Annotated in this window: 13 protein-coding genes and 2 tRNA genes; all 15 read left to right on the forward strand. The window is 70.1% G+C overall.

Going from position 1 to position 18329, the window contains the following annotated elements:
* Window positions 1-365 precede the first annotated feature (365 nt).
* Window positions 366-2438 (forward strand): chromosomal replication initiator protein DnaA, encoded by a 2073-nt coding sequence (gene dnaA, locus ACFO0B_RS17410; RefSeq protein WP_378613515.1) that lies wholly within the window; start codon window positions 366-368, stop codon window positions 2436-2438.
* Window positions 2439-3199: 761 nt separating this feature from the next.
* Window positions 3200-4375 carry a DNA polymerase III subunit beta gene (gene dnaN, locus ACFO0B_RS17415; RefSeq protein ID WP_378613516.1) on the forward strand — a complete coding sequence of 392 codons (1176 nt, stop codon included), beginning with the start codon at window positions 3200-3202 and terminating at the stop codon, window positions 4373-4375.
* Window positions 4376-4422: 47 nt separating this feature from the next.
* Complete coding sequence (gene recF, locus ACFO0B_RS17420) at window positions 4423-5607, forward strand: DNA replication/repair protein RecF (protein WP_378613517.1); 1185 nt, start codon at window positions 4423-4425, stop codon at window positions 5605-5607.
* 289 nt (window positions 5608-5896) lie between these two features.
* Entirely contained in the window at window positions 5897-6487 is a 591-nt protein-coding gene (locus ACFO0B_RS17425; protein ID WP_378613518.1) for a DUF721 family protein, read from the forward strand.
* Window positions 6488-6584: 97 nt separating this feature from the next.
* The gene (locus tag ACFO0B_RS17430; RefSeq protein ID WP_378613519.1) at window positions 6585-7481 is read left to right on the forward strand and encodes an alpha/beta fold hydrolase; all 897 of its coding nucleotides are present in this window, start codon (window positions 6585-6587) and stop codon (window positions 7479-7481) included.
* A 297-nt stretch (window positions 7482-7778) separates the two neighbouring features.
* Window positions 7779-9821: a DNA topoisomerase (ATP-hydrolyzing) subunit B gene (gyrB, locus tag ACFO0B_RS17435; RefSeq protein WP_378613520.1), complete on the forward strand. Its 2043-nt coding sequence runs from the start codon at window positions 7779-7781 to the stop codon at window positions 9819-9821.
* 74 nt (window positions 9822-9895) lie between these two features.
* Window positions 9896-12397, forward strand: coding sequence for a DNA gyrase subunit A (gene gyrA / locus ACFO0B_RS17440; RefSeq protein ID WP_378613521.1), 2502 nt, complete (start codon window positions 9896-9898; stop codon window positions 12395-12397).
* Between the two features lie 40 nt (window positions 12398-12437).
* A complete protein-coding gene (locus ACFO0B_RS17445) occupies window positions 12438-13610 on the forward strand; it encodes a DUF3566 domain-containing protein (RefSeq protein ID WP_378613522.1) in 1173 nt (390 codons plus the stop codon).
* Between the two features lie 100 nt (window positions 13611-13710).
* Window positions 13711-13784 (forward strand) — tRNA-Ile (locus ACFO0B_RS17450).
* Window positions 13785-13814: 30 nt separating this feature from the next.
* Window positions 13815-13922 (forward strand): DLW-39 family protein, encoded by a 108-nt coding sequence (locus ACFO0B_RS17455; RefSeq protein ID WP_233015370.1) that lies wholly within the window; start codon window positions 13815-13817, stop codon window positions 13920-13922.
* Window positions 13923-13938: 16 nt separating this feature from the next.
* Window positions 13939-14011: transfer RNA gene (locus tag ACFO0B_RS17460), tRNA-Ala, on the forward strand.
* Window positions 14012-14129: 118 nt separating this feature from the next.
* Window positions 14130-14717: a restriction endonuclease gene (locus ACFO0B_RS17465; RefSeq protein ID WP_378613523.1), complete on the forward strand. Its 588-nt coding sequence runs from the start codon at window positions 14130-14132 to the stop codon at window positions 14715-14717.
* Window positions 14718-14737: 20 nt separating this feature from the next.
* On the forward strand, window positions 14738-15700 hold the full coding sequence (locus tag ACFO0B_RS17470) for an acyl-CoA dehydrogenase family protein (RefSeq protein ID WP_378613524.1): 963 nt from the start codon (window positions 14738-14740) through the stop codon (window positions 15698-15700).
* Window positions 15701-16442: 742 nt separating this feature from the next.
* Entirely contained in the window at window positions 16443-17486 is a 1044-nt protein-coding gene (locus ACFO0B_RS17475; RefSeq protein WP_378613525.1) for an ATP-binding cassette domain-containing protein, read from the forward strand.
* Window positions 17487-17539: 53 nt separating this feature from the next.
* A partial coding sequence (locus tag ACFO0B_RS17480; RefSeq protein ID WP_378613841.1) for an ABC transporter permease occupies window positions 17540-18329 on the forward strand: 790 nt, incomplete at its 3' end.

Genomic DNA, 18329 nt, shown 5'->3' on the forward strand with positions numbered 1-18329 from the left:
CCGGGCACCCCCTCCCTTCCGCGGGTCCCGAGCACCGGCTATCGTGAGTTCGTCCACATCCCCTGACGCGCGCGCCCAGCCCGCCGGACCGCAGTTGCTCATCAGTAGCCACACAAGTGCAGGTCCAGGCCCCGCCGCAGCGCTCACCGGGGCTTTTACATTCATCCCCAGGGTTCTCCACATCTGTGGATAGATTGTGTACAAAGACCGGCCGAGTGGCATATTCGTAGAGCCGACGGCGCCACGCCGCTGCCCGGACGGGGGATCCGGGCAGCTACGAGCCGGCTTCGGATGTATGCGGGGTCACGGGTACGCGCCTGATCATCGCGTCCGCTCCACTCGACCGATTCCGGGGAGGCAATTGTATGGACGACGAGCAGAACGTGCTCGCCACCGTCTGGCCCGAGGTGGTCGCCGAACTCACCACCGGTTCGCCGGACGGTGCGATCACGGCGGTCTCCCGAGCGCAGCAGGCCTGGCTCAAGCTCGTCAAGCCGCTGACGGTCGCGCAGGGTTTCGCGCTGCTGTCGGTGCCGTCCTCGCTCGCCCAGGAGGCGATCGAGCGCGATCTGCGCGAGCCGATCCTGCGCTCGCTCGCGCGCAGGCTCGGGCCGCAGGTCGAGGGGCTCGGGGTGCGCATCGCGGCGCCCGCGCCCGGTACGCCGGAGCGCTCCGGCACCGGAGCGCGGCACGCCAGGATGACCTCGCGCCCGGAGGGCGAGCACGCCCGCACCGGCTACGGCCGGTACGAAGCCGCCGAGCCCGTGGAGGCCGCGCCGCGCGAGGAGTACCGCGGCGAGCCCGGTTACCAGGGCGGCGCCCGCTTCGCCGAGCCCGGCTACCCGGAGGAGAACGAATACGGGGCCGACACCGCATACCGCACCCGGCCCGGCTACGGCTACTCCGGCGAGCCGGATGCCGCGCCCGCCCGCTACCAGGGCTACGGCGAGCGCGGCTTCGGCAGGCAACCGGAGGACGAGGGCGCCGAGCGCAGGCCGTTCCCCGGCGCCGACGACACCGGGTACGAGGAGGCCCCGCGCTACGCCGAGCCCCGCTACGCCGAACCGCCCCGCTTCGCCGACGGTGACGAGCACCGCGGCTACGACGGCGAGCGGCCGCGGCCGTACCCGGAGGGCGAGCGGCGCGACCAGCGCGGCTTCGACGGCGCCGATGCCGGCGACCGGAGTTTCCGCGAGCCGGAGCGCAGGGACACCGCGCGGGCGGGCCAGGAGACGCTCTTCGGCGCCGACCTCCCCGGCCGCGGCTGGACCCGCGACGACGAACCGGACGGCCCGGCCGCGCCGCAGCCGGAGCCGGTGGCCGCGCCGGACGACGAACCGGTGGTCCCGGTGCGCAATGCCTGGCCGACCTATTTCGCCAAGAGCCAGGAGAGCTCAACGCCGCCCTCCTCGGCCAGCCTGAACGCGAAGTACACCTTCGAGACCTTCGTCATCGGCGCCTCCAACCGCTTCGCGCACGCGGCCGCGGTGGCGATCGCCGAGGCGCCGGCCCGCGCCTACAACCCGCTCTTCGTCTGGGGCGCCTCCGGCCTCGGCAAGACGCACCTGCTGCACGCGGCCGGGCACTACGCGCAGCGGCTCTTCCCCGGCATGCGGGTGAAGTACGTCTCCACCGAGGAATTCACCAACGACTTCATCAACAGCCTGCGCGACGACCGCAAGGTCGCCTTCAAGCGGCGCTACCGCGAGACCGACATCCTGCTGGTCGACGACATCCAGTTCATCGAGGGCAAGGAAGGCATCCAGGAGGAGTTCTTCCACACCTTCAACACGCTGCACAACGCGAACAAGCAGATCGTGGTCTCCTCGGACCGGCCGCCCAAGCAGCTGGCCACCCTGGAGGAGCGGCTGCGCACCCGGTTCGAGTGGGGGCTGATCACCGATGTGCAGCCGCCGGAGCTGGAGACCCGGATCGCCATCCTGCGCAAGAAGGCGCGGATGGACCGCCTCGACGTCCCGCACGATGTGCTCGAACTGATCGCGAGCCGGGTCGAGCGCAATATCCGGGAGCTGGAGGGCGCGCTGATCCGGGTCACCGCCTTCGCCTCGCTGAACGGCCAGCCGCTGGACATCTCGCTGGCCGAGGTGGTGCTGCGCGATCTCATGCCGGACACCACCGCGCTGGAGATCAACGCGGCGACGATCATGGCGGTCACCGCGGAGTACTTCAACACCACCATGGAGGAGCTCACCGGGCCGGGCAAGGCGCGACCGCTCGCGCAGGCCAGGCAGATCGCCATGTACCTCTGCCGGGAGCTCACCGACCTCTCGCTGCCGAAGATCGGCCAGGCGTTCGGCCGCGATCACACCACGGTGATGTACGCGGAGAAAAAAGTGCGCAAAGAGATGACCGAGCGGCGCCGGGTGTACGACCAGGTGCAAGAACTCACAGCCCGGATCAAGCAGCGTTCGCGCTGATCGTTCACTAACACCTGTGCACTGCCCCTGACCAGGGGCAGTGCATTTTTTGTGCCTGTGGATTCCTCGAGGAATCCACAGGTAGTCCTCGAGGAAACACCGAGTTGTCCACCGATTGATCCACAGGCTCGGCACGGACCCTCGGGAGCACTGTGCACAGGTGGGGAATCCACAGTTTCCACAGGCGATTTCATCCCCAGGCACTGAGCTGGGCAGATACCGGTCGGGGGGCTGTGGATTCCTCGAGGAATCCCTGTGGACTCCTCGAGGAATCCCAAGGCAGTCCACGGATTCCTGCACAGGTGTGCACAACTGGGGTTTCATGGTGGAACAACCGGTGGATGACTCGAGGATGGATTGTGGACAGCTTTCGGCTGTCCACAGCCGACCTCCGTTCATCCTCGAGACACTCACCGTCCATCCCCACGGCACCACGCCGTCTCACCTGCGCAAAGGCCTCGAATCCACAGATTCCACAGGACCTACTACTGCTTCTTTTCCCTTCTTAGAGAGATCTCTTTTGAAACAGGCTGTGTGGAAAACGGTGCGATGGGCTCGCGGCCGGAGCGCGACGGGGAGCAGCGAGGCGGAGGCGGGGTTCGGGCGATATGCGCTCGACCGCGCGAGTACGGTTTGATGTCTGTCGCGTGTGCCAGACTGCGTGGGCAGCGATCGATTCGCCCCGCCGAGCGCGCAGCCGCGGGTTCGCAGGCACGCAGATCATGGGAACTGGACGCCAACGGGAAGGGACAGGTCGGGCGATGGAGCTCTCCGGCATGAAGTTTCGGGTCGCCCGCGAGGACTTCGCCGACTCCGTGGCCTGGGTGGCGCGCAGCCTGCCGTCCCGGCCGCCGGTGCCGGTGCTCGGCGGAGTGCTGCTGGTCGCCGACGAGGACGGGCTGACCGTCTCCGGCTTCGACTACGAGGTCTCCGCGCAGATGCGGGTGGCCGCCGAGGTCGCCGGGGCGGGCCGGGTGCTGGTGTCGGGGCGGCTGCTCGCCGACATCACCAAGTCGCTGTCGAACAAGCCGGTCGACGTCTCGCTGGACGGCACCCGGGTGCTGATCGCCTGCGGCAGCGCGAAGTTCTCGCTGCCGACCATGCCGGTGGAGGACTATCCCCAGCTGCCGGAGGTGCCGCAGCAGACCGGCTCGGTCGGCGTCGACGTGTTCGCCGCCGCCGTCGGCCAGGTCGCCGTCGCCGCGGGCAGGGACGACACGCTGCCGATGCTCACCGGCATCAGGGTGGAGATCGAGGGCGAGAAGGTGGTCCTCGCCGCCACCGACCGATTCCGGCTCGCTGTGCGGCACCTGGAGTGGCAACCGGCCCGCCCCGACGTGCAGACCGCGGTGCTGATCCCCGCCCGCACGCTCTCCGAGGCCGCCAAGACGCTCGGCGCCGCGGACGTCCCGGTGCAGCTCTCGCTCGGCTCCGGCGCGGGCGCGGACGGGCTGCTCGGCATCGTGAACGGCGGCCGCCGGACGACGACCCGGCTGCTCGACGCCGAATTCCCCAAGTTCCGGCAGTTGCTCCCCAAGGAGCACACCTCGATCGCCACGCTCGGGGTCGCGCCGCTCACCGAGGCGATCAAGCGCGTCGCGCTGGTGGCCGAGCGCGGCGCCCAGGTCCGGCTGGAGTTCTCCGCGGACGGGCTGCAGCTCTCCGCCGGCGGCGACGACGCGGGGCGCGCCGAGGAGTGGCTGGTCGCCGAGTTCCGCGGCGAGCCGCTGACCATCGCGTTCAACCCCGGCTACCTGGTGGACGGCCTCTCCGCGCTGCACGCCGAGCGGGTGACCTTCGGCTTCACCACGCCGAGCCGCCCCGCCGTGCTGCTGCCCGCGGCCGACGAGGAGCCGCAGCCGTCCGAGTCGGGGGCGTTCGCGGCCATCGAGAGCCCGTACACCTACCTGCTGATGCCGGTCCGGCTGCCGGGCTGACCCGGGTGAGCGGAGCACTGCCCGGCCGTTCCCCGCGGGGGTAGCGGATGTTCGTGCGCGCGCTCTCGCTGCGCGACTTCCGCTCCTGGGAACAGCTCGATGTGGAGTTGTCCCCAGGCCGCACGGTACTGCTCGGAGCGAACGGCAACGGCAAGACCAACGTGCTCGAGGCGCTCGGCTACCTCTCCGCGCTCGCCTCGCACCGGGTCTCCGCCGACGCCCCGCTGATCCGCACCGGCGCCGACCGGGCCCGGATCGGGGCCGCGGTGGTGAACGCGGGCCGGGAGCTGCGGATCGACCTCGAGCTGAATCGGGGCGCGGCGAACCGCGCGCAGATCAACCGCTCGCCCGCGCGCAGGCCGAGGGAGATCCTCGGCGTCCTGCACACCGTGCTCTTCGCGCCGGAGGATCTCGCGCTGGTGCGCGGCGACCCGGGGGAGCGCCGCCGCTTCCTCGACGAGCTGGCCACCGCGCGGTTGCCGCGGCTCGCCGCGGTGCGCTCGGACTACGACCGGGTGCTGCGGCAGCGCTCGGCGCTGTTGAAGACGGCGGGGCGGAACGTCCGCTCGCGCGCCGACCTCGGCACGCTCGACGTGTGGGACGGGCACCTCGCGGCGCACGCCTCGGTGCTGCTCGAGCACCGGCTGCGGCTGGTGCACGACCTGGCGCCGCACCTGGCCGATTCGTACCGCGCGCTGGCCCCTGAGTCGCGGCCGGCCGTGATCGGCTACCGCAGCGGCTACCTCCCCCCCGAGCTGCTCGACCCGGCGCGGACACCCGCCGCGACCGATCGGGACGAGCTGGAGGCGGTGCTGCTGCGTGAGCTCGCGGCGGCACGGACGAAGGAGCTGGAGCGCGGCGTCTGCCTGGTCGGCCCGCACCGGGACGACCTGGAGCTGCTGCTCGGCGGCGGGCCTGCGAAGGGGTTCGCCAGCCACGGGGAGTCCTGGTCGTTCGCGCTGGCGCTGCGGCTCGCCGCCTTCGACCTGCTGCGTGGCTCCGGCGCCGAGCCGGTGCTGCTGCTCGACGACGTCTTCGCGGAGCTGGACCGGCGCCGCCGGACCGCGCTGGCGGCGGTCGCGGCAGCCGCGGAGCAGGTGCTGATCACCGCCGCGGTGCCGGAGGACGTGCCCGCGGAGCTGGATGCCACGCCATTGCGGGTGCGCACCAGCGGTGACCCGGACAGCCGGATCTCCCTGCTCGTCGCGGACGCCTCCGCTGCCGTAGAGTGACACGGCGCGCGCCGCTCAGCGGACATCGTCCCCGTTCTCCCCACACTTCCGGGGCGCCTGTGGAGAAGTTCGGGATAACCGTCCCGGCGGGGACCGGAAAACCGCAGCTCGAGGCTCTCCACAAGCCTTTCGAGCAGTGGAAAAACCTATCGCGAACAGGCGTTCGACGGATCGGGGCGAGACCGGGCAGCAGCGCGGCCGCCGCCGGGGCCGGTTATCCCGACCCCTGTGGATAACACGACAAATCTGGGGATAACTCCCCGGCGCAGCGGCGAAGGGAGCGCCCCCGATGACCGATTCCGACGACCCGGGCCGCCCGCCGACACCGCCGCCACCAGCGCCGACGACCGGCTCGAACGGTCAGCCGGAGCTGCGCGGAATCGACCTCGCCCGGCGTGCGCTCGAGGAGGCGCGGGCCGCCGCGCGGGCCGCGGGGAAGTCGGTCGGGCAGGGGCGCGCCTCGCCGCGCCGGGCCGCGGGGCGCGGCCGCAGGCGCAGCGGCTGGTCCGGCGCCCGACCGGACGATCGCGATCCTCAGCTGTTCTCCAGCCTCACCGGCTCGCTGGTGCGCAGCAGGGGCTGGTCGGCCAAGGTCGCCGAGGGCGTGGTCTTCGGCCGCTGGGTGGGGGTGGTCGGCGAGGACGTCGCGGCGCACGCGACGCCGCTCACGCTGCGCGATGGCGTGCTGCACATCCAGGCGGAGTCCACCGCGTGGGCGACCCAGCTGCGCATGCTGCAGAGCCAGATCCTGGCCAAGATCGCCGCGGCGGTCGGTCCCGGCGTGGTGACCTCGCTGCGCATCGCCGGACCCGCCGCGCCCAGCTGGCGCAAGGGCGAACGGCACGTCAGGGGCCGCGGGCCGCGGGACACCTACGGCTGATCGTGGCACTTAACTGATACTCGGTGTTACATTCAATCCCGACCGAGGCGGCACAGGTTTCACGTGGAACCGTCCGCGCCCCGCGAAAGGATTGTCGATGGCCTTCCCCGCCGAACCCTCCGCGACCGTGCGCCGCGGCGACGTCGAACTGGCCGTCTTCGAGACCGGAGCCCCGGACGGTCCGCCCGTGCTGCTGGTGCACGGCTGGCCGGACACCCACACGCTGTGGGAATCGGTCGCCGCCGAGCTGGCGGTCGAGCACCGCGTCATCGTCTTCGACAACCGCGGCGCGGGCGCGAGCACGGCCCCCGGGAACGTCGCGGGGTACCGGCTGGAGGAACTCGCCGCCGACGTGCGCGCGGTACTCGCGGCGGTCGCGCCCGGCGAGCGGGTGCACCTGGTCGGCCACGACTGGGGCGGCGTGCTCGGCTGGGAGGTCGCGGCCGCGCCGGACGCCGCGTCCGCCATCGCCTCCTTCACCTGCGTCTCCGGCCCCAACCTCGACTACCTCGGCGCCTACCTGCGCGGGCCGCGCACGGTGAGCCGGGTGGCGGGCGCGCTGCAGCAGTCGGTGGCCTCCGCGTACACCGTCGCCTTCCAGATCCCGCGGCTGCCCGATCCGGCGCTCCGGCTGCTCGCCACCCGCTGGCCCGCCTTCCTGGCGTTCTTCGACGGGATCGACCCCGCCCTGGTGACCCCGGCCCCGACCCTCGCGCGGGATATGGTGAACGGAATGCGGTTGTACCGGGCCAACATCCGGCGCAGGTTGCGTGCGCCGCGGCCGCGCCCGGTCGAGGTCCCGGTGCAGCTGGTGATCGCCTCGGGCGACCGCGCGGTCCGGCCGGTGGTGCACGCCGAGGCGCCGAACTGGGTGCGCGACCTGCACACCGTCCGGCTGGACGGCGGGCACTGGACGCCGCTTTCGCACCCGGTCGAGCTGGCCGCGGCCGCCGCGGGTTTCGTCGCGAAGTCGGGCCCGGCGCGAGCGAGCTGAGGCGGCGCTCCGCACTGGCCCCTGATCGCCCGGAGATGCCGTGCGGAGCCTCCGGAGGCGGACCGGTCCCGCCGAAATCCGATTTCTCCGCTCCTGGAAGCTCTCAGGGGTGTCGCAGGTACCACGTATGTCGGCCCTACCAGTAGGATGGTGGAGTAACCAGCGGCGAGGCGCTCGGCTCGATCGGCACCGCCACCCGTGGATCGGCGTGATCTCCCCAACCGCACCGGTCGGGGGCCACGTGTGCGCGAGCCGGGCGAGAGGCCGGGATCAGCAAGTAAGGAGAGCTACCGACCAGTGGCTGCCAAGGACTCCAACGCATCGGGCTCGGCAACGGGCAAGCAGGACTACGGTGCCTCCTCCATCACGGTGCTCGAAGGGCTGGAGGCGGTCCGCAAGCGTCCCGGCATGTACATCGGCTCCACCGGTGAGCGCGGCCTGCACCACCTCATCTGGGAGGTCGTCGACAACTCGGTCGACGAGGCGATGGCAGGCCACGCCACCAGGGTCGATGTCACGCTGCTCGCCGACGGCGGCGTCGAGGTGGTCGACGACGGCCGCGGCATCCCCACCGACATGCACGCCCAGGGCATCCCCACCATCGAGGTGGTCATGACCCAGCTGCACGCGGGCGGCAAGTTCGACGGTGAGTCCTACGCCGTCTCCGGCGGCCTGCACGGCGTCGGCATCTCGGTGGTGAACGCGCTCTCCACCCGGCTGCAGGCCGAGATCGACTACCGCGGCTACCACTGGGTCCAGGAGTACAAGGACGCCAAGCCGGGCAAGCTGGTCCAGGGTGACCCGACCGACCGCACCGGCACCGTCATCCGCTTCTGGGCCGACCCGAACATCTTCGAGACCACCGTCTACAACTTCGAGACGGTGGCGCGCAGGCTGCAGGAGATGGCGTTCCTGAACAAGGGGCTCACCATCACCCTCACCGACCAGCGGGTTACGGCGGAGCAGGTGACCGCGGACGAGGCCGGCGATACCGCCGAGGCTCCGAAGCAGGCCGAGGAGTTGGCGGCCGAGCAGGCCGAGCACAAGGTCAAGACCAGGACCTACCACTACCCCGGTGGGCTGGAGGACTTCGTCCGGCACATCAACCGCACCAAGCAGCCGATCCACAACTCCGTCGTCGGCTTCACCGGCAAGGGCACCGGGCACGAGCTCGAGGTCGCCATGCAGTGGAACTCCGGCTACTCGGAGTCGGTGCACACCTTCGCGAACACCATCAACACGCACGAGGGCGGCACCCACGAGGAGGGCTTCCGCGCGGCGCTGACCACGGTGGTGAACCGGTACGCCAAGGACAAGAAGCTGCTCAAGGAGAAGGACGGCAACCTCACCGGCGACGACATCCGCGAGGGGCTCGCCGCCATCGTGAGCGTCAAGGTGGGCGAGCCGCAGTTCGAGGGGCAGACCAAGACCAAGCTCGGCAACACCGAGGTCAAGTCGTTCGTGCAGAAGACCTGCAACGAGCACCTGCAGCACTGGTTCGAGGCCAATCCGGCCGATGCCAAGACCATCGTGCAGAAGGCGGTCTCGTCGTCGCAGGCCAGGATGGCGGCGCGCAAGGCGCGCGAGCTGGTGCGCCGCAAGTCCGCCACCGACCTGGGCGGGCTGCCGGGCAAGCTGGCCGACTGCCGCTCCAAGGACCCGCACAAGTCCGAGATCTACATCGTGGAGGGCGACTCGGCCGGCGGCTCGGCCAAGTCCGGTCGCGACTCGATGTACCAGGCGATCCTGCCCATCCGCGGCAAGATCATCAATGTCGAGAAGGCGCGGATCGACCGGGTCCTCAAGAACAACGAGGTGCAGTCGATCATCACCGCGTTCGGCACCGGCATCCACGACGAGTTCGATATCGCCAAGCTGCGGTACCACAAGATCGTGTTGATGGCCGACGCCGACGTGGACGGCCAGCACATCTCGACGCTGCTGCTCACCCTGCTCTTCCGCTTCATGCGGCCGCTGGTCGAGCACGGCCACGTCTACCTGGCCCAGCCGCCGCTGTACAAGCTCAAGTGGCAGCGCGGCGAGCCGGAGTTCGCCTACTCCGACCGGGAGCGCGACGGGCTGATCGAGGCCGGCCTCGCGGCGGGCAAGAAGATCAACAAGGACGACGGCATCCAGCGCTACAAGGGTCTCGGTGAGATGAACCCGAAGGAGCTGTGGGAGACCACCATGGATCCGAGCGTCCGGGTGCTGCGCCAGGTGACCCTGGACGACGCGGCCGCCGCCGACGAGCTGTTCAGCGTGCTGATGGGCGAGGACGTCGAGGCCCGCCGCAGCTTCATCACCCGCAACGCCAAGGACGTCCGCTTCCTCGACGTGTGAGGCGGTGACGCGCCGCCGCCCAGCGGCGGCGCTCCCGTGTCCGCGCACGTCAGCCCAGCAAGGAGACTTCCCGCATGACCGACACCACGCTGCCACCGAACGGCGCGGGCGACCGGATCGAACCGGTCGACATCCAGCAGGAGATGCAGAACAGCTACATCGATTACGCGATGAGCGTGATCGTCGGCCGCGCGCTGCCCGCCGTGCGCGACGGCCTCAAGCCGGTGCACCGCCGGATCCTCTACGCGATGTACGACAACGGGCACCGCCCGGACCGCAGCTACGTGAAGTCCGCCCGCCCGGTCTCCGAGACCATGGGCAACTACCACCCGCACGGCGACTCGGCCATCTACGACACGCTGGTCCGGATGGCCCAGCCCTGGTCCATGCGGTACCCGCTGGTCGACGGCCAGGGCAACTTCGGCTCGCGCGGCAACGACGGCGCCGCCGCCATGCGGTACACCGAGTGCCGCCTGACGCCGCTGGCCATGGAGATGCTGCGCGAGATCGACCACGAGACGGTCGATTTCGTGCCGAACTACGACGGCAAGACGCAGGAGCCGACGGTCCTGCCGAGCCGCGTGCCGAACATGCTGATGAACGGCAGCAACGGCATCGCGGTCGGCATGGCGACGAACATCCCGCCGCACAACCTGACCGAGCTGGCCACCGCGATCTACTGGGCGCTGGAGAACCACGACGCCGACGAGGAGACCACCCTCGCCGCCTGCATGGAGCGGATCAAGGGCCCGGACTTCCCGACATCCGGGCTGATCGTCGGCACCCAGGGCATCCACGACGCCTACACCACGGGCCGCGGCTCGATCCGGATGCGCGGTGTCGTCGAGATCGAGGAGGACAGCCGCGGCCGCACCACGATCGTCATCACCGAGCTGCCGTACCAGGTCAACACCGACAACTTCATCAACGCGATCGCCGAGCAGGTCAAGGACGGCAAGATCGCGGGCATCTCGGATATCCACGACGAGTCGTCGGACCGGGTCGGGATGCGGATCGTGGTCACCGTCAAGCGCGACGCCGTCGCCAAGGTGGTGCTGAACAACCTCTACAAGCACACCCAGCTGCAGACCAGCTTCGGCGCCAACATGCTCTCGATCGTCGAGGGCGTGCCGCGCACGCTCCGCCTCGACCAGATGATCCGGTTCTACGTGAACCATCAGATCGAGGTCATCATCCGGCGCACCAAGTACCTGCTGCGCAAGGCCGAGGAGCGCGCGCACATCCTGCGCGGCCTGGTCAAGGCGCTGGACGCGCTGGACGAGGTGATCGCGCTGATCCGCCGCTCGGCCAACACCGACACCGCACGCACCGGGCTGATGCAGCTGCTCGAGATCGACGAGATCCAGTCCACCGCGATCCTGGACATGCAGCTGCGCAGGCTCTCGGCGCTGGAGCGGCAGCGGATCGTCGACGACCTGGCCAAGATCGAGCTCGAGATCGCCGACTACAAGGACATCCTCAGCAAGCCGGAGCGGCAGCGCGCGATCGTCCGCGACGAGCTCACCGAGATCGTCGACCGGCACGGCGACGACCGGCGCACCCAGATCGTCTCGGCCGACGGCGACGTGGCCGACGAGGATCTGATCGCCCGCGAGGACGTCGTCGTCACCATCACCGAGACCGGCTACGCCAAGCGGACCAGGACCGACCTCTACCGCAGCCAGAAGCGCGGCGGCAAGGGCGTGCAGGGCGCCGGGCTCAAGCAGGACGACATCGTCAAGCACTTCTTCGTGACCTCGACGCACGACTGGCTGCTCTTCTTCACCAACAAGGGCCGGGTGTACCGCGCCAAGGCCTACGAGCTGCCGGAGGCCAACCGCACCGCCCGCGGCCAGCACGTGGCCAACCTGCTCGCCTTCCAGCCGGACGAGAAGATCGCCCAGATCATCCAGATCACGACCTACACCGACGCGCCGTACCTGGTGCTCGCCACCAAGAACGGCCTGGTCAAGAAGTCGCGGCTGACCGATTTCGACTCCAATCGGAGCGGCGGCATCGTCGCGGTGAACCTGCGCGACACCGACGAGCTGGTCGGCGCGGTGCTCTGCTCCGCCGAGGAGGACCTGCTGCTGGTCTCGGCGCAGGGGCAGTCGATCCGCTTCGCCGCCACCGACGAGGCGCTGCGCCCGATGGGCCGGGCCACCTCCGGCGTGCAGGGCATGCGGTTCAACGCCTCCGACGAACTGCTCTCGCTGAACGTGGTGCGCGAGGGCACCTACCTTCTGGTGGCGACCTCGGGCGGCTACGCCAAGCGCACCGCCATCGAGGAGTACACCGCACAGGGCCGCGGCGGTAAGGGGGTACTGACCATCCAGTTCGATGCCAAGCGTGGGACGCTTGTCGGGGCACTCATCGTCGACGACGACGACGAGCTCTACGCGATCACCTCCGTCGGGGGCGTCATCCGGACCGCGGCCAGGCAGGTCCGCAGGGCGGGCAGGCAGACCAAGGGCGTGCGATTGATGAACCTCGGCGATGGGGATACGTTGCTTGCTATCGCACGCAATGCCGACGAGCCCGATCAGGTCGAAGACCCCGGTTCCTCCCAGCAGTAGTCCTCACAGCGGCGGCACAGAACGGATCTAAGGAATCCCATTGACCACTCCGAATCAGCCGAACGACGAGCGCCATCAGACGAACGGCGTGACCGAGCGGATCGCACCGTCCCCCATTCCGCCGCGCCCGATCCCGCGTCCGGGAGGCGAGAACGGAACGGATGCACCGGGCAATGGTCAGGGACAGGCGCCCTCCGCGCCGGCTCCGGGGCAGGGGCCGCAGAACCAGGGTGCGCCGAAACAGGGGCACGGCCAGCTGCCGCAGCGGCAGCCGGGTAGCTCGAATCCGGCTGCGGCACAGGGGCGCCCGGGGCCGCAGGGTTCCGGCCAGCAGGGTCAGGGTGCGCAGGGCAACGGGGAGCGGGCGCCGGAGACCCCGAAGACCGGTGACCAGGAGACCGTCCGGCTCGGCGGGAACCAGCAGGGCCAGGACAGCGGCCCCGGCACCGGCGGGCAGCAGGCGTTCAAGGACGGCGGCTGGGGCCAGCTGCCGCAGCGCGAGCCGCAGTCCAACCTGTACCGCCCCGGGCAGGCCCCGGTCACCGGCCGCCCGTCCGGGTCGGCCGGGCTCAGCGGCGGCGTCACCAATGCCCGCACCACGGCCGACCTCGCGGCCAAGGCCACCCGCAAGGAAGCGGCCATGGTCAAGTCGGTCGGCATCGACGGCCCGACCCGGAGCATCTCCCGCCCGGAGCTGGTCAAGGACATGCCCGACCTCTCCGACATCAGGCACCCGGTGCCGCCCCAGCAGCAGCAGCCCGACCAGCAGCTGCCGTACTACACCCCCGGGCAACAGCAGCCGCCGGTCTCGCCGTCCGCCCCGGTCGCCGTCGCGGCCGCGGTGCAGGCGGGCGAGCCGCTGCGCGCGACCGTGCAGATCCGCCGGATCGACCCCTGGTCGACCCTGAAGATCACGCTGGTCATCAGCGTCGCCATGTTCTTCGTGTGGATGCTCGCCGTCGGCCTGCTCTACATCGTGCTGGAGGGCATGGGCGTCTGGGAGCGGCTGGACACCACGCTCGGCGACATGGTCTCCCAGGAGGGCGGCTCGGCCAGCCTGATCGACGCGGGCACGGTCTTCGGCTACGCCGGCGTCATCGGCCTGGTGAACGTGGTGCTCTTCACCGCGCTCGGGACGGTCGGGGTGTTCATCTACAACCAGTGCTGCGACCTCGTCGGCGGCATCCAGGTCACGCTCGCCGACCCGGACTAGACCACCGCGGCTGGTAGCGCCGGACCGGTGCTACCAGCCGTTTTGGTTCCGGGTCGTGGTGTTGTGTACGCTCGACACGTTCGATCCGGTCGAACGACACGGGCCTATAGCTCAGGCGGTTAGAGCGCTTCGCTGATAACGAAGAGGTCGGAGGTTCAAGTCCTCCTAGGCCCACTCCCGGACACGCACAGTAGGGTGGCAACCATGAAGCTTCTCCTCACGGTCGGCATCGTGGCAGCGGTTCTCCTCGCGATCACCAAGCTCCGCAAGCGTGACGAAGCCGATCTCTGGCACGAGGTCACCTCCCGCTGACGCGGATCCTCGGCTCGGGGCCTTAGCTCAATTGGCAGAGCACTGCCTTTGCAAGGCAGGGGTTAGGGGTTCGATTCCCCTAGGCTCCACTTCTTCCTCCTGCGTATTCCGTAGCTGTCAGCGCCTGCCCGTAGGGTGGGCGCATTGTCGGTGGAGCGTGTAGGGGTGCGCGTGGCGAACAGGGGTAGGCGGGCGCGGAGCAGGGGTGTGAACGGCGCTGTTTCGGCGGTTGTCGCGCTGGTGCTGCTCGCGGTTCTCGCGGCGCCGGTGTGGCGGTGGATCTCCGCCAATGCGGTGCTGGTCGCAGCGGTGGCGTTGCTGCTGGTCGGCGCGGTGATCGCGGTGAGCATGTGGTGGAGCGGGCTGGCGGCGCGCAGGCGGCTGCGGCGGGAGCGGCGGATCCGGGCGGCGCTGACCTTCGCGGAGATGAGCGCGGGGCAGTTCGAGCACGCGCTGGCTGATCTGTGCAGGCGGGACGGGTGCAGCCGGGTCGCGGTGGTCGGCGGGGCCGGGGATCTGGGGGCCGATGTGCTGGCGCGGGCTCCGGACGGGCGGCGGATCGTGTTGCAGGCCAAGCGGTACCGGGTGGACAACTGGGTGTCGGGGCCGGATCTGCAGAAGTTCGGCGGCACCTGCTTCGCGGTGCACGGTGCCGACGTTGCCGCGGTGGTCACCACGGCGGGTGGATTCCGCAAGCAGGCGCGGGAGTACGCCGCGCACATGGGAATCGTGCTGGTGGACAACCACGAACTCACCGCGTGGCAGACCGGGGAGGGGCCGCCGCCGTGGGAGTGAGCGACCGGTTACCGTTGGGCGTGCTGCTCGATCACCTGCTCACCGGCGAGTCCGGCGCCGATCCACTCGATTCGGTCGCCGCGGCCTGGGCCGCACATCGGCAGATCACCGCGCGCTGCGCCGACTCGATCGATGCCGCCGTGCTCGGCGGCTGGGCCGCCGACCGGCTCGGCTATGCCTTCGTGGCCGGCTACCAGGAGGCGTTGCGGGCGCTGCTGCCCGGGCTGCCGTCGGCGGCGCTGGTCGCGCTGGCCGCCACCGAGGCGGGCGGGGCGCACCCCGCCGTCATCGAGACGGTACTGCGGCCGCGGGGCGAGGGCTGGACGGTCAGCGGCACCAAGACCTTCGCCACCCTCGGCACCGAAGCCGACGTGCTGGTGGTGATCGCGAGCGCGGGGCCGGGCGCCGACGGCAGGAACACCGTGCGCACCGCCATGGTCGACCCGCGCGGCCCCGGCGTGCATGCCGAGCCGCTGCCTGCGACGCCGTTCGCCCCCGAGATCCCGCACGCCGTGCTGACCTTCACCGACGCCCCGGCCGTCCCGCTGCTCGGTGACGGCTACGCCGACCACCTCAAGCCCTTCCGCACCCTCGAGGACGCGCACGTGCTCGCCGCCACGCTCGGGCTGCTGGTCCGGGTGGCCAGGCAGTCCGGCTGGCCGCCCGCGACGGTGCAGCGACTGCTCGGCGCGGTGGCCGAGGTGCGCGGGCTCGGGCTCGGCAGGCCGTCCGGCGCGCCCGCCGTGCCCGCGGGCCCGCCGGATCCGGTACTCGCGGTGGCGAAATCGCCCGCGGTACACATCGCCCTGGCGGGCACGCTGGATCTGGTGGATCAGCTGCTGGCCGAGATCGGCTCGCTGTGGAACTCCGCCGACCCGGTCGTGCGGGAGCGCTGGGAGCGCGATCGGCGGCTGCTGAACACCGCCGAGCGGGTGCGCGCGCTGCGCACCAGCGCCGCCTGGCAGGCCATCGCGCGAGGGTGACCGGCGGGTAGCCCGTCGCTCGCTCCGGTGTACGAAGCGACCTGCCGAGATGGAGGAGAAACTTCCTGGAAAAAGGGGAGCGGGCCTCGGCGAAGGGGGGGAGTTAGCCGAGGCCCGCGTGTGGTCGGCCCGGGGGGGAGGGGCCGACGAGAACGATCCTACGCGAAGTTTCGCGTTCGCGGGTGCGTGGCAAGCACCACTTTCGAAGAATTTTCACCGGCACCGCGGGAGGCCGCGGACCGGGGCTCCGGGTGGCTTCGGCTCGCCTCGGGCAGTGGGTGCCCGATGTTTGCCAAAAGGGCTGGCCCGCATTGGTATACCCATCAACAACCGGGTTCATGCGACTGTGAATCGGCTGTGTTCCGGACGTCGTGGCACCCCGGTCCGGCAGCGGTTGAATCCGGTCTTTCCGCGTGTCGCGGCGTAGCCGGGGGAGCGTTCGAGTAGTCGACTACGCGTGCCGGGGCGGGGGCACCGACGAAGGATGGGAACCGGCCGCGCCCCGCGGTAACCCCGAGCGTCGCGGGGTGCGGCCCTCCCGATCGATTTCGGTCGGCATCAGCGCAGGTAGCGCGGAAAATCTCCCGGATAACCCGGACAATTCGATGGAATCTGTCGGACCCCGGGGTAATACTGGCGCCCGAATCGGTCCGCGGACCGATCAGTGACGTAGCGGCGCCGGGTACGACGCGGCGCCGGATGACCGAATGTTCCGACTTCCGATCACGAACTCAGGAGAATCATGCCCGACGCAATCGTCGCCGAGGGGCTGGTCAAGCGATACGGCAAGGTGGTGGCGCTGGACGGACTCGATCTGTCGGTGCCGGAGGGCACGGTGACCGCGCTGCTCGGTCCCAACGGCGCGGGAAAGACCACCACCGTCCGGGTGCTCACCACCCTGCTCATCCCGGACTCGGGGAAGGCTACCGTCGCCGGCATCGATGTCCTCGGCAATCCGCGCAAGCTGCGCTCGCGGATCGGCACCTCCGGCCAGTACGCGGCCGTCGACGAATACCTCACCGGCTTCGAGAATCTCGAGATGGTCGGCAGGCTCTACCACCTCGGTACCAAGCGCGCCAAGGAGCGGGCCCGCGAACTGCTCGAGCGGTTCCGGCTCAGCGACGCGGGCGACCGCCCGGTGCGCACCTACTCGGGCGGCATGCGCCGCAGGCTCGACCTGGCGGGCGCGCTGGTGGCGAATCCGCCGGTGCTCTTCCTGGACGAGCCGACCACAGGGCTCGACCCGCGGGCGAGGTTCGACCTGTGGGACGTCATCGAGGAGCTGGTGGCGGGCGGCACCACCCTGCTGCTCACCACCCAGTACCTGGAGGAGGCGGACCGGCTCGCCGACTCCATCGGGGTGATCGACCACGGCACCGTGATCGCACAGGGGACCGCCGACGAGCTCAAGTCCATGGTCGGTGGCGACCGGATCGAGCTCACCGTCGACGACCAGTCGAAGGTCGCTGTCGCGCAACAGGTCCTGCGCGGCCTCGCGGACGGCGAGATCCAGGTGGAGGCCGGGCTGCGCAAGCTCACCGTTCCGGTGAGCGACGGCTCAGCGGCGCTGGTCGCCACGATCGGCAAGCTCGCCGAGAACGACGTGCGGCTGCGTGACATCGCGCTGCGCAGGCCGTCGCTGGACGATGTCTTCCTCACCCTCACCGGCCACGAGGCCGAGGAGCGGCCGCCCGCCGACGACGACGAAACCCCCTTCATCCCGGATGCCGCGGCGCCGGAGCACGCTGCCGAGCAGCTCGAATCGACGGAAGGACGTACCCGATGACCGCCACGAGCACGCCGGTGGAGTTGCCCGGCGACCCCGGGTTGGTGGAACGGATGCGCATCGTGGTGATCGACAGCATCACCGTGACCAAGCGCAATGTCATCAAGATCAAGCGTGTGCCGGACGTGCTGGTCTTCGCGACGCTGTCGCCGATCATGTTCGTGCTGCTCTTCGCCTACGTCTTCGGTACCGCGATCCAGGTGCCCGGGCTGGAGGGCGGGTACCGCGAGTTCCTGATCGCGGGCATCTTCGTGCAGACCGTCGTCTTCGGCTCCACCTTCACCGGGGCCGGGCTGGCCGAGGACATGCAGAAGGGCATCATCGACCGCTTCCGGTCGCTGCCGATGGCGCCGGTCGCGGTGCTGGTCGGGCGGACCGTGAGCGACGTGGTGATCAATGTGGTGAGCCTGGTGGTCATGTCGCTGACCGGCCTCGTGGTCGGCTGGCGGATCCGTGGCTCGCTGCTGGACGCGGTGCTCGCCTACGTGCTGCTGCTGCTCTTCGCCTACGCGCTGTCCTGGATGATGGCGACGGTCGGGTTGCTGGTGCGCACCCCCGAGGTGTTCAACAACGCCAGCTTCATGGTGATCTTCCCGCTCACCTTCCTGGCCAACACCTTCGTGCCGATCGACGATCTGCCGGTGGTGCTCAAGGTGTTCGCGGAGTGGAATCCGGTCTCGGCGCTGGCGCAGGCGAGCCGGGAGCTGTTCGGCAACACCAGCCCGGTGGCGACGCCGTCGGAGGCCTGGTCGATGCAGCACCCGGTGGCGACGACGCTGATCTGGGTCGTGGTGATCCTGGCGATCTTCGTCCCGCTGTCGCTGCGGCAGTACCAGCGCACGG

It is taken from the genome of Nocardia jiangsuensis, assembly GCF_042650385.1.
Lineage (GTDB): Bacteria > Actinomycetota > Actinomycetes > Mycobacteriales > Mycobacteriaceae > Nocardia > Nocardia jiangsuensis.

Excerpts from the sequence above, each read along its gene's own strand:
- ACFO0B_RS17430 (WP_378613519.1), top strand. The coding sequence starts at position 6,585 with ATGGCCTTCCCCGCCGAACCCTCCGCGACCGTGCGCCGCGGCGACGTC.
- gyrA (WP_378613521.1), top strand. The coding sequence starts at position 9,896 with ATGACCGACACCACGCTGCCACCGAACGGCGCGGGCGACCGGATCGAA.
- dnaN (WP_378613516.1), top strand. The coding sequence starts at position 3,200 with ATGGAGCTCTCCGGCATGAAGTTTCGGGTCGCCCGCGAGGACTTCGCC.
- ACFO0B_RS17425 (WP_378613518.1), top strand. The coding sequence starts at position 5,897 with ATGACCGATTCCGACGACCCGGGCCGCCCGCCGACACCGCCGCCACCA.
- recF (WP_378613517.1), top strand. The coding sequence starts at position 4,423 with ATGTTCGTGCGCGCGCTCTCGCTGCGCGACTTCCGCTCCTGGGAACAG.
- ACFO0B_RS17475 (WP_378613525.1), top strand. The coding sequence starts at position 16,443 with ATGCCCGACGCAATCGTCGCCGAGGGGCTGGTCAAGCGATACGGCAAG.
- ACFO0B_RS17455 (WP_233015370.1), top strand. The coding sequence starts at position 13,815 with ATGAAGCTTCTCCTCACGGTCGGCATCGTGGCAGCGGTTCTCCTCGCG.
- dnaA (WP_378613515.1), top strand. The coding sequence starts at position 366 with ATGGACGACGAGCAGAACGTGCTCGCCACCGTCTGGCCCGAGGTGGTC.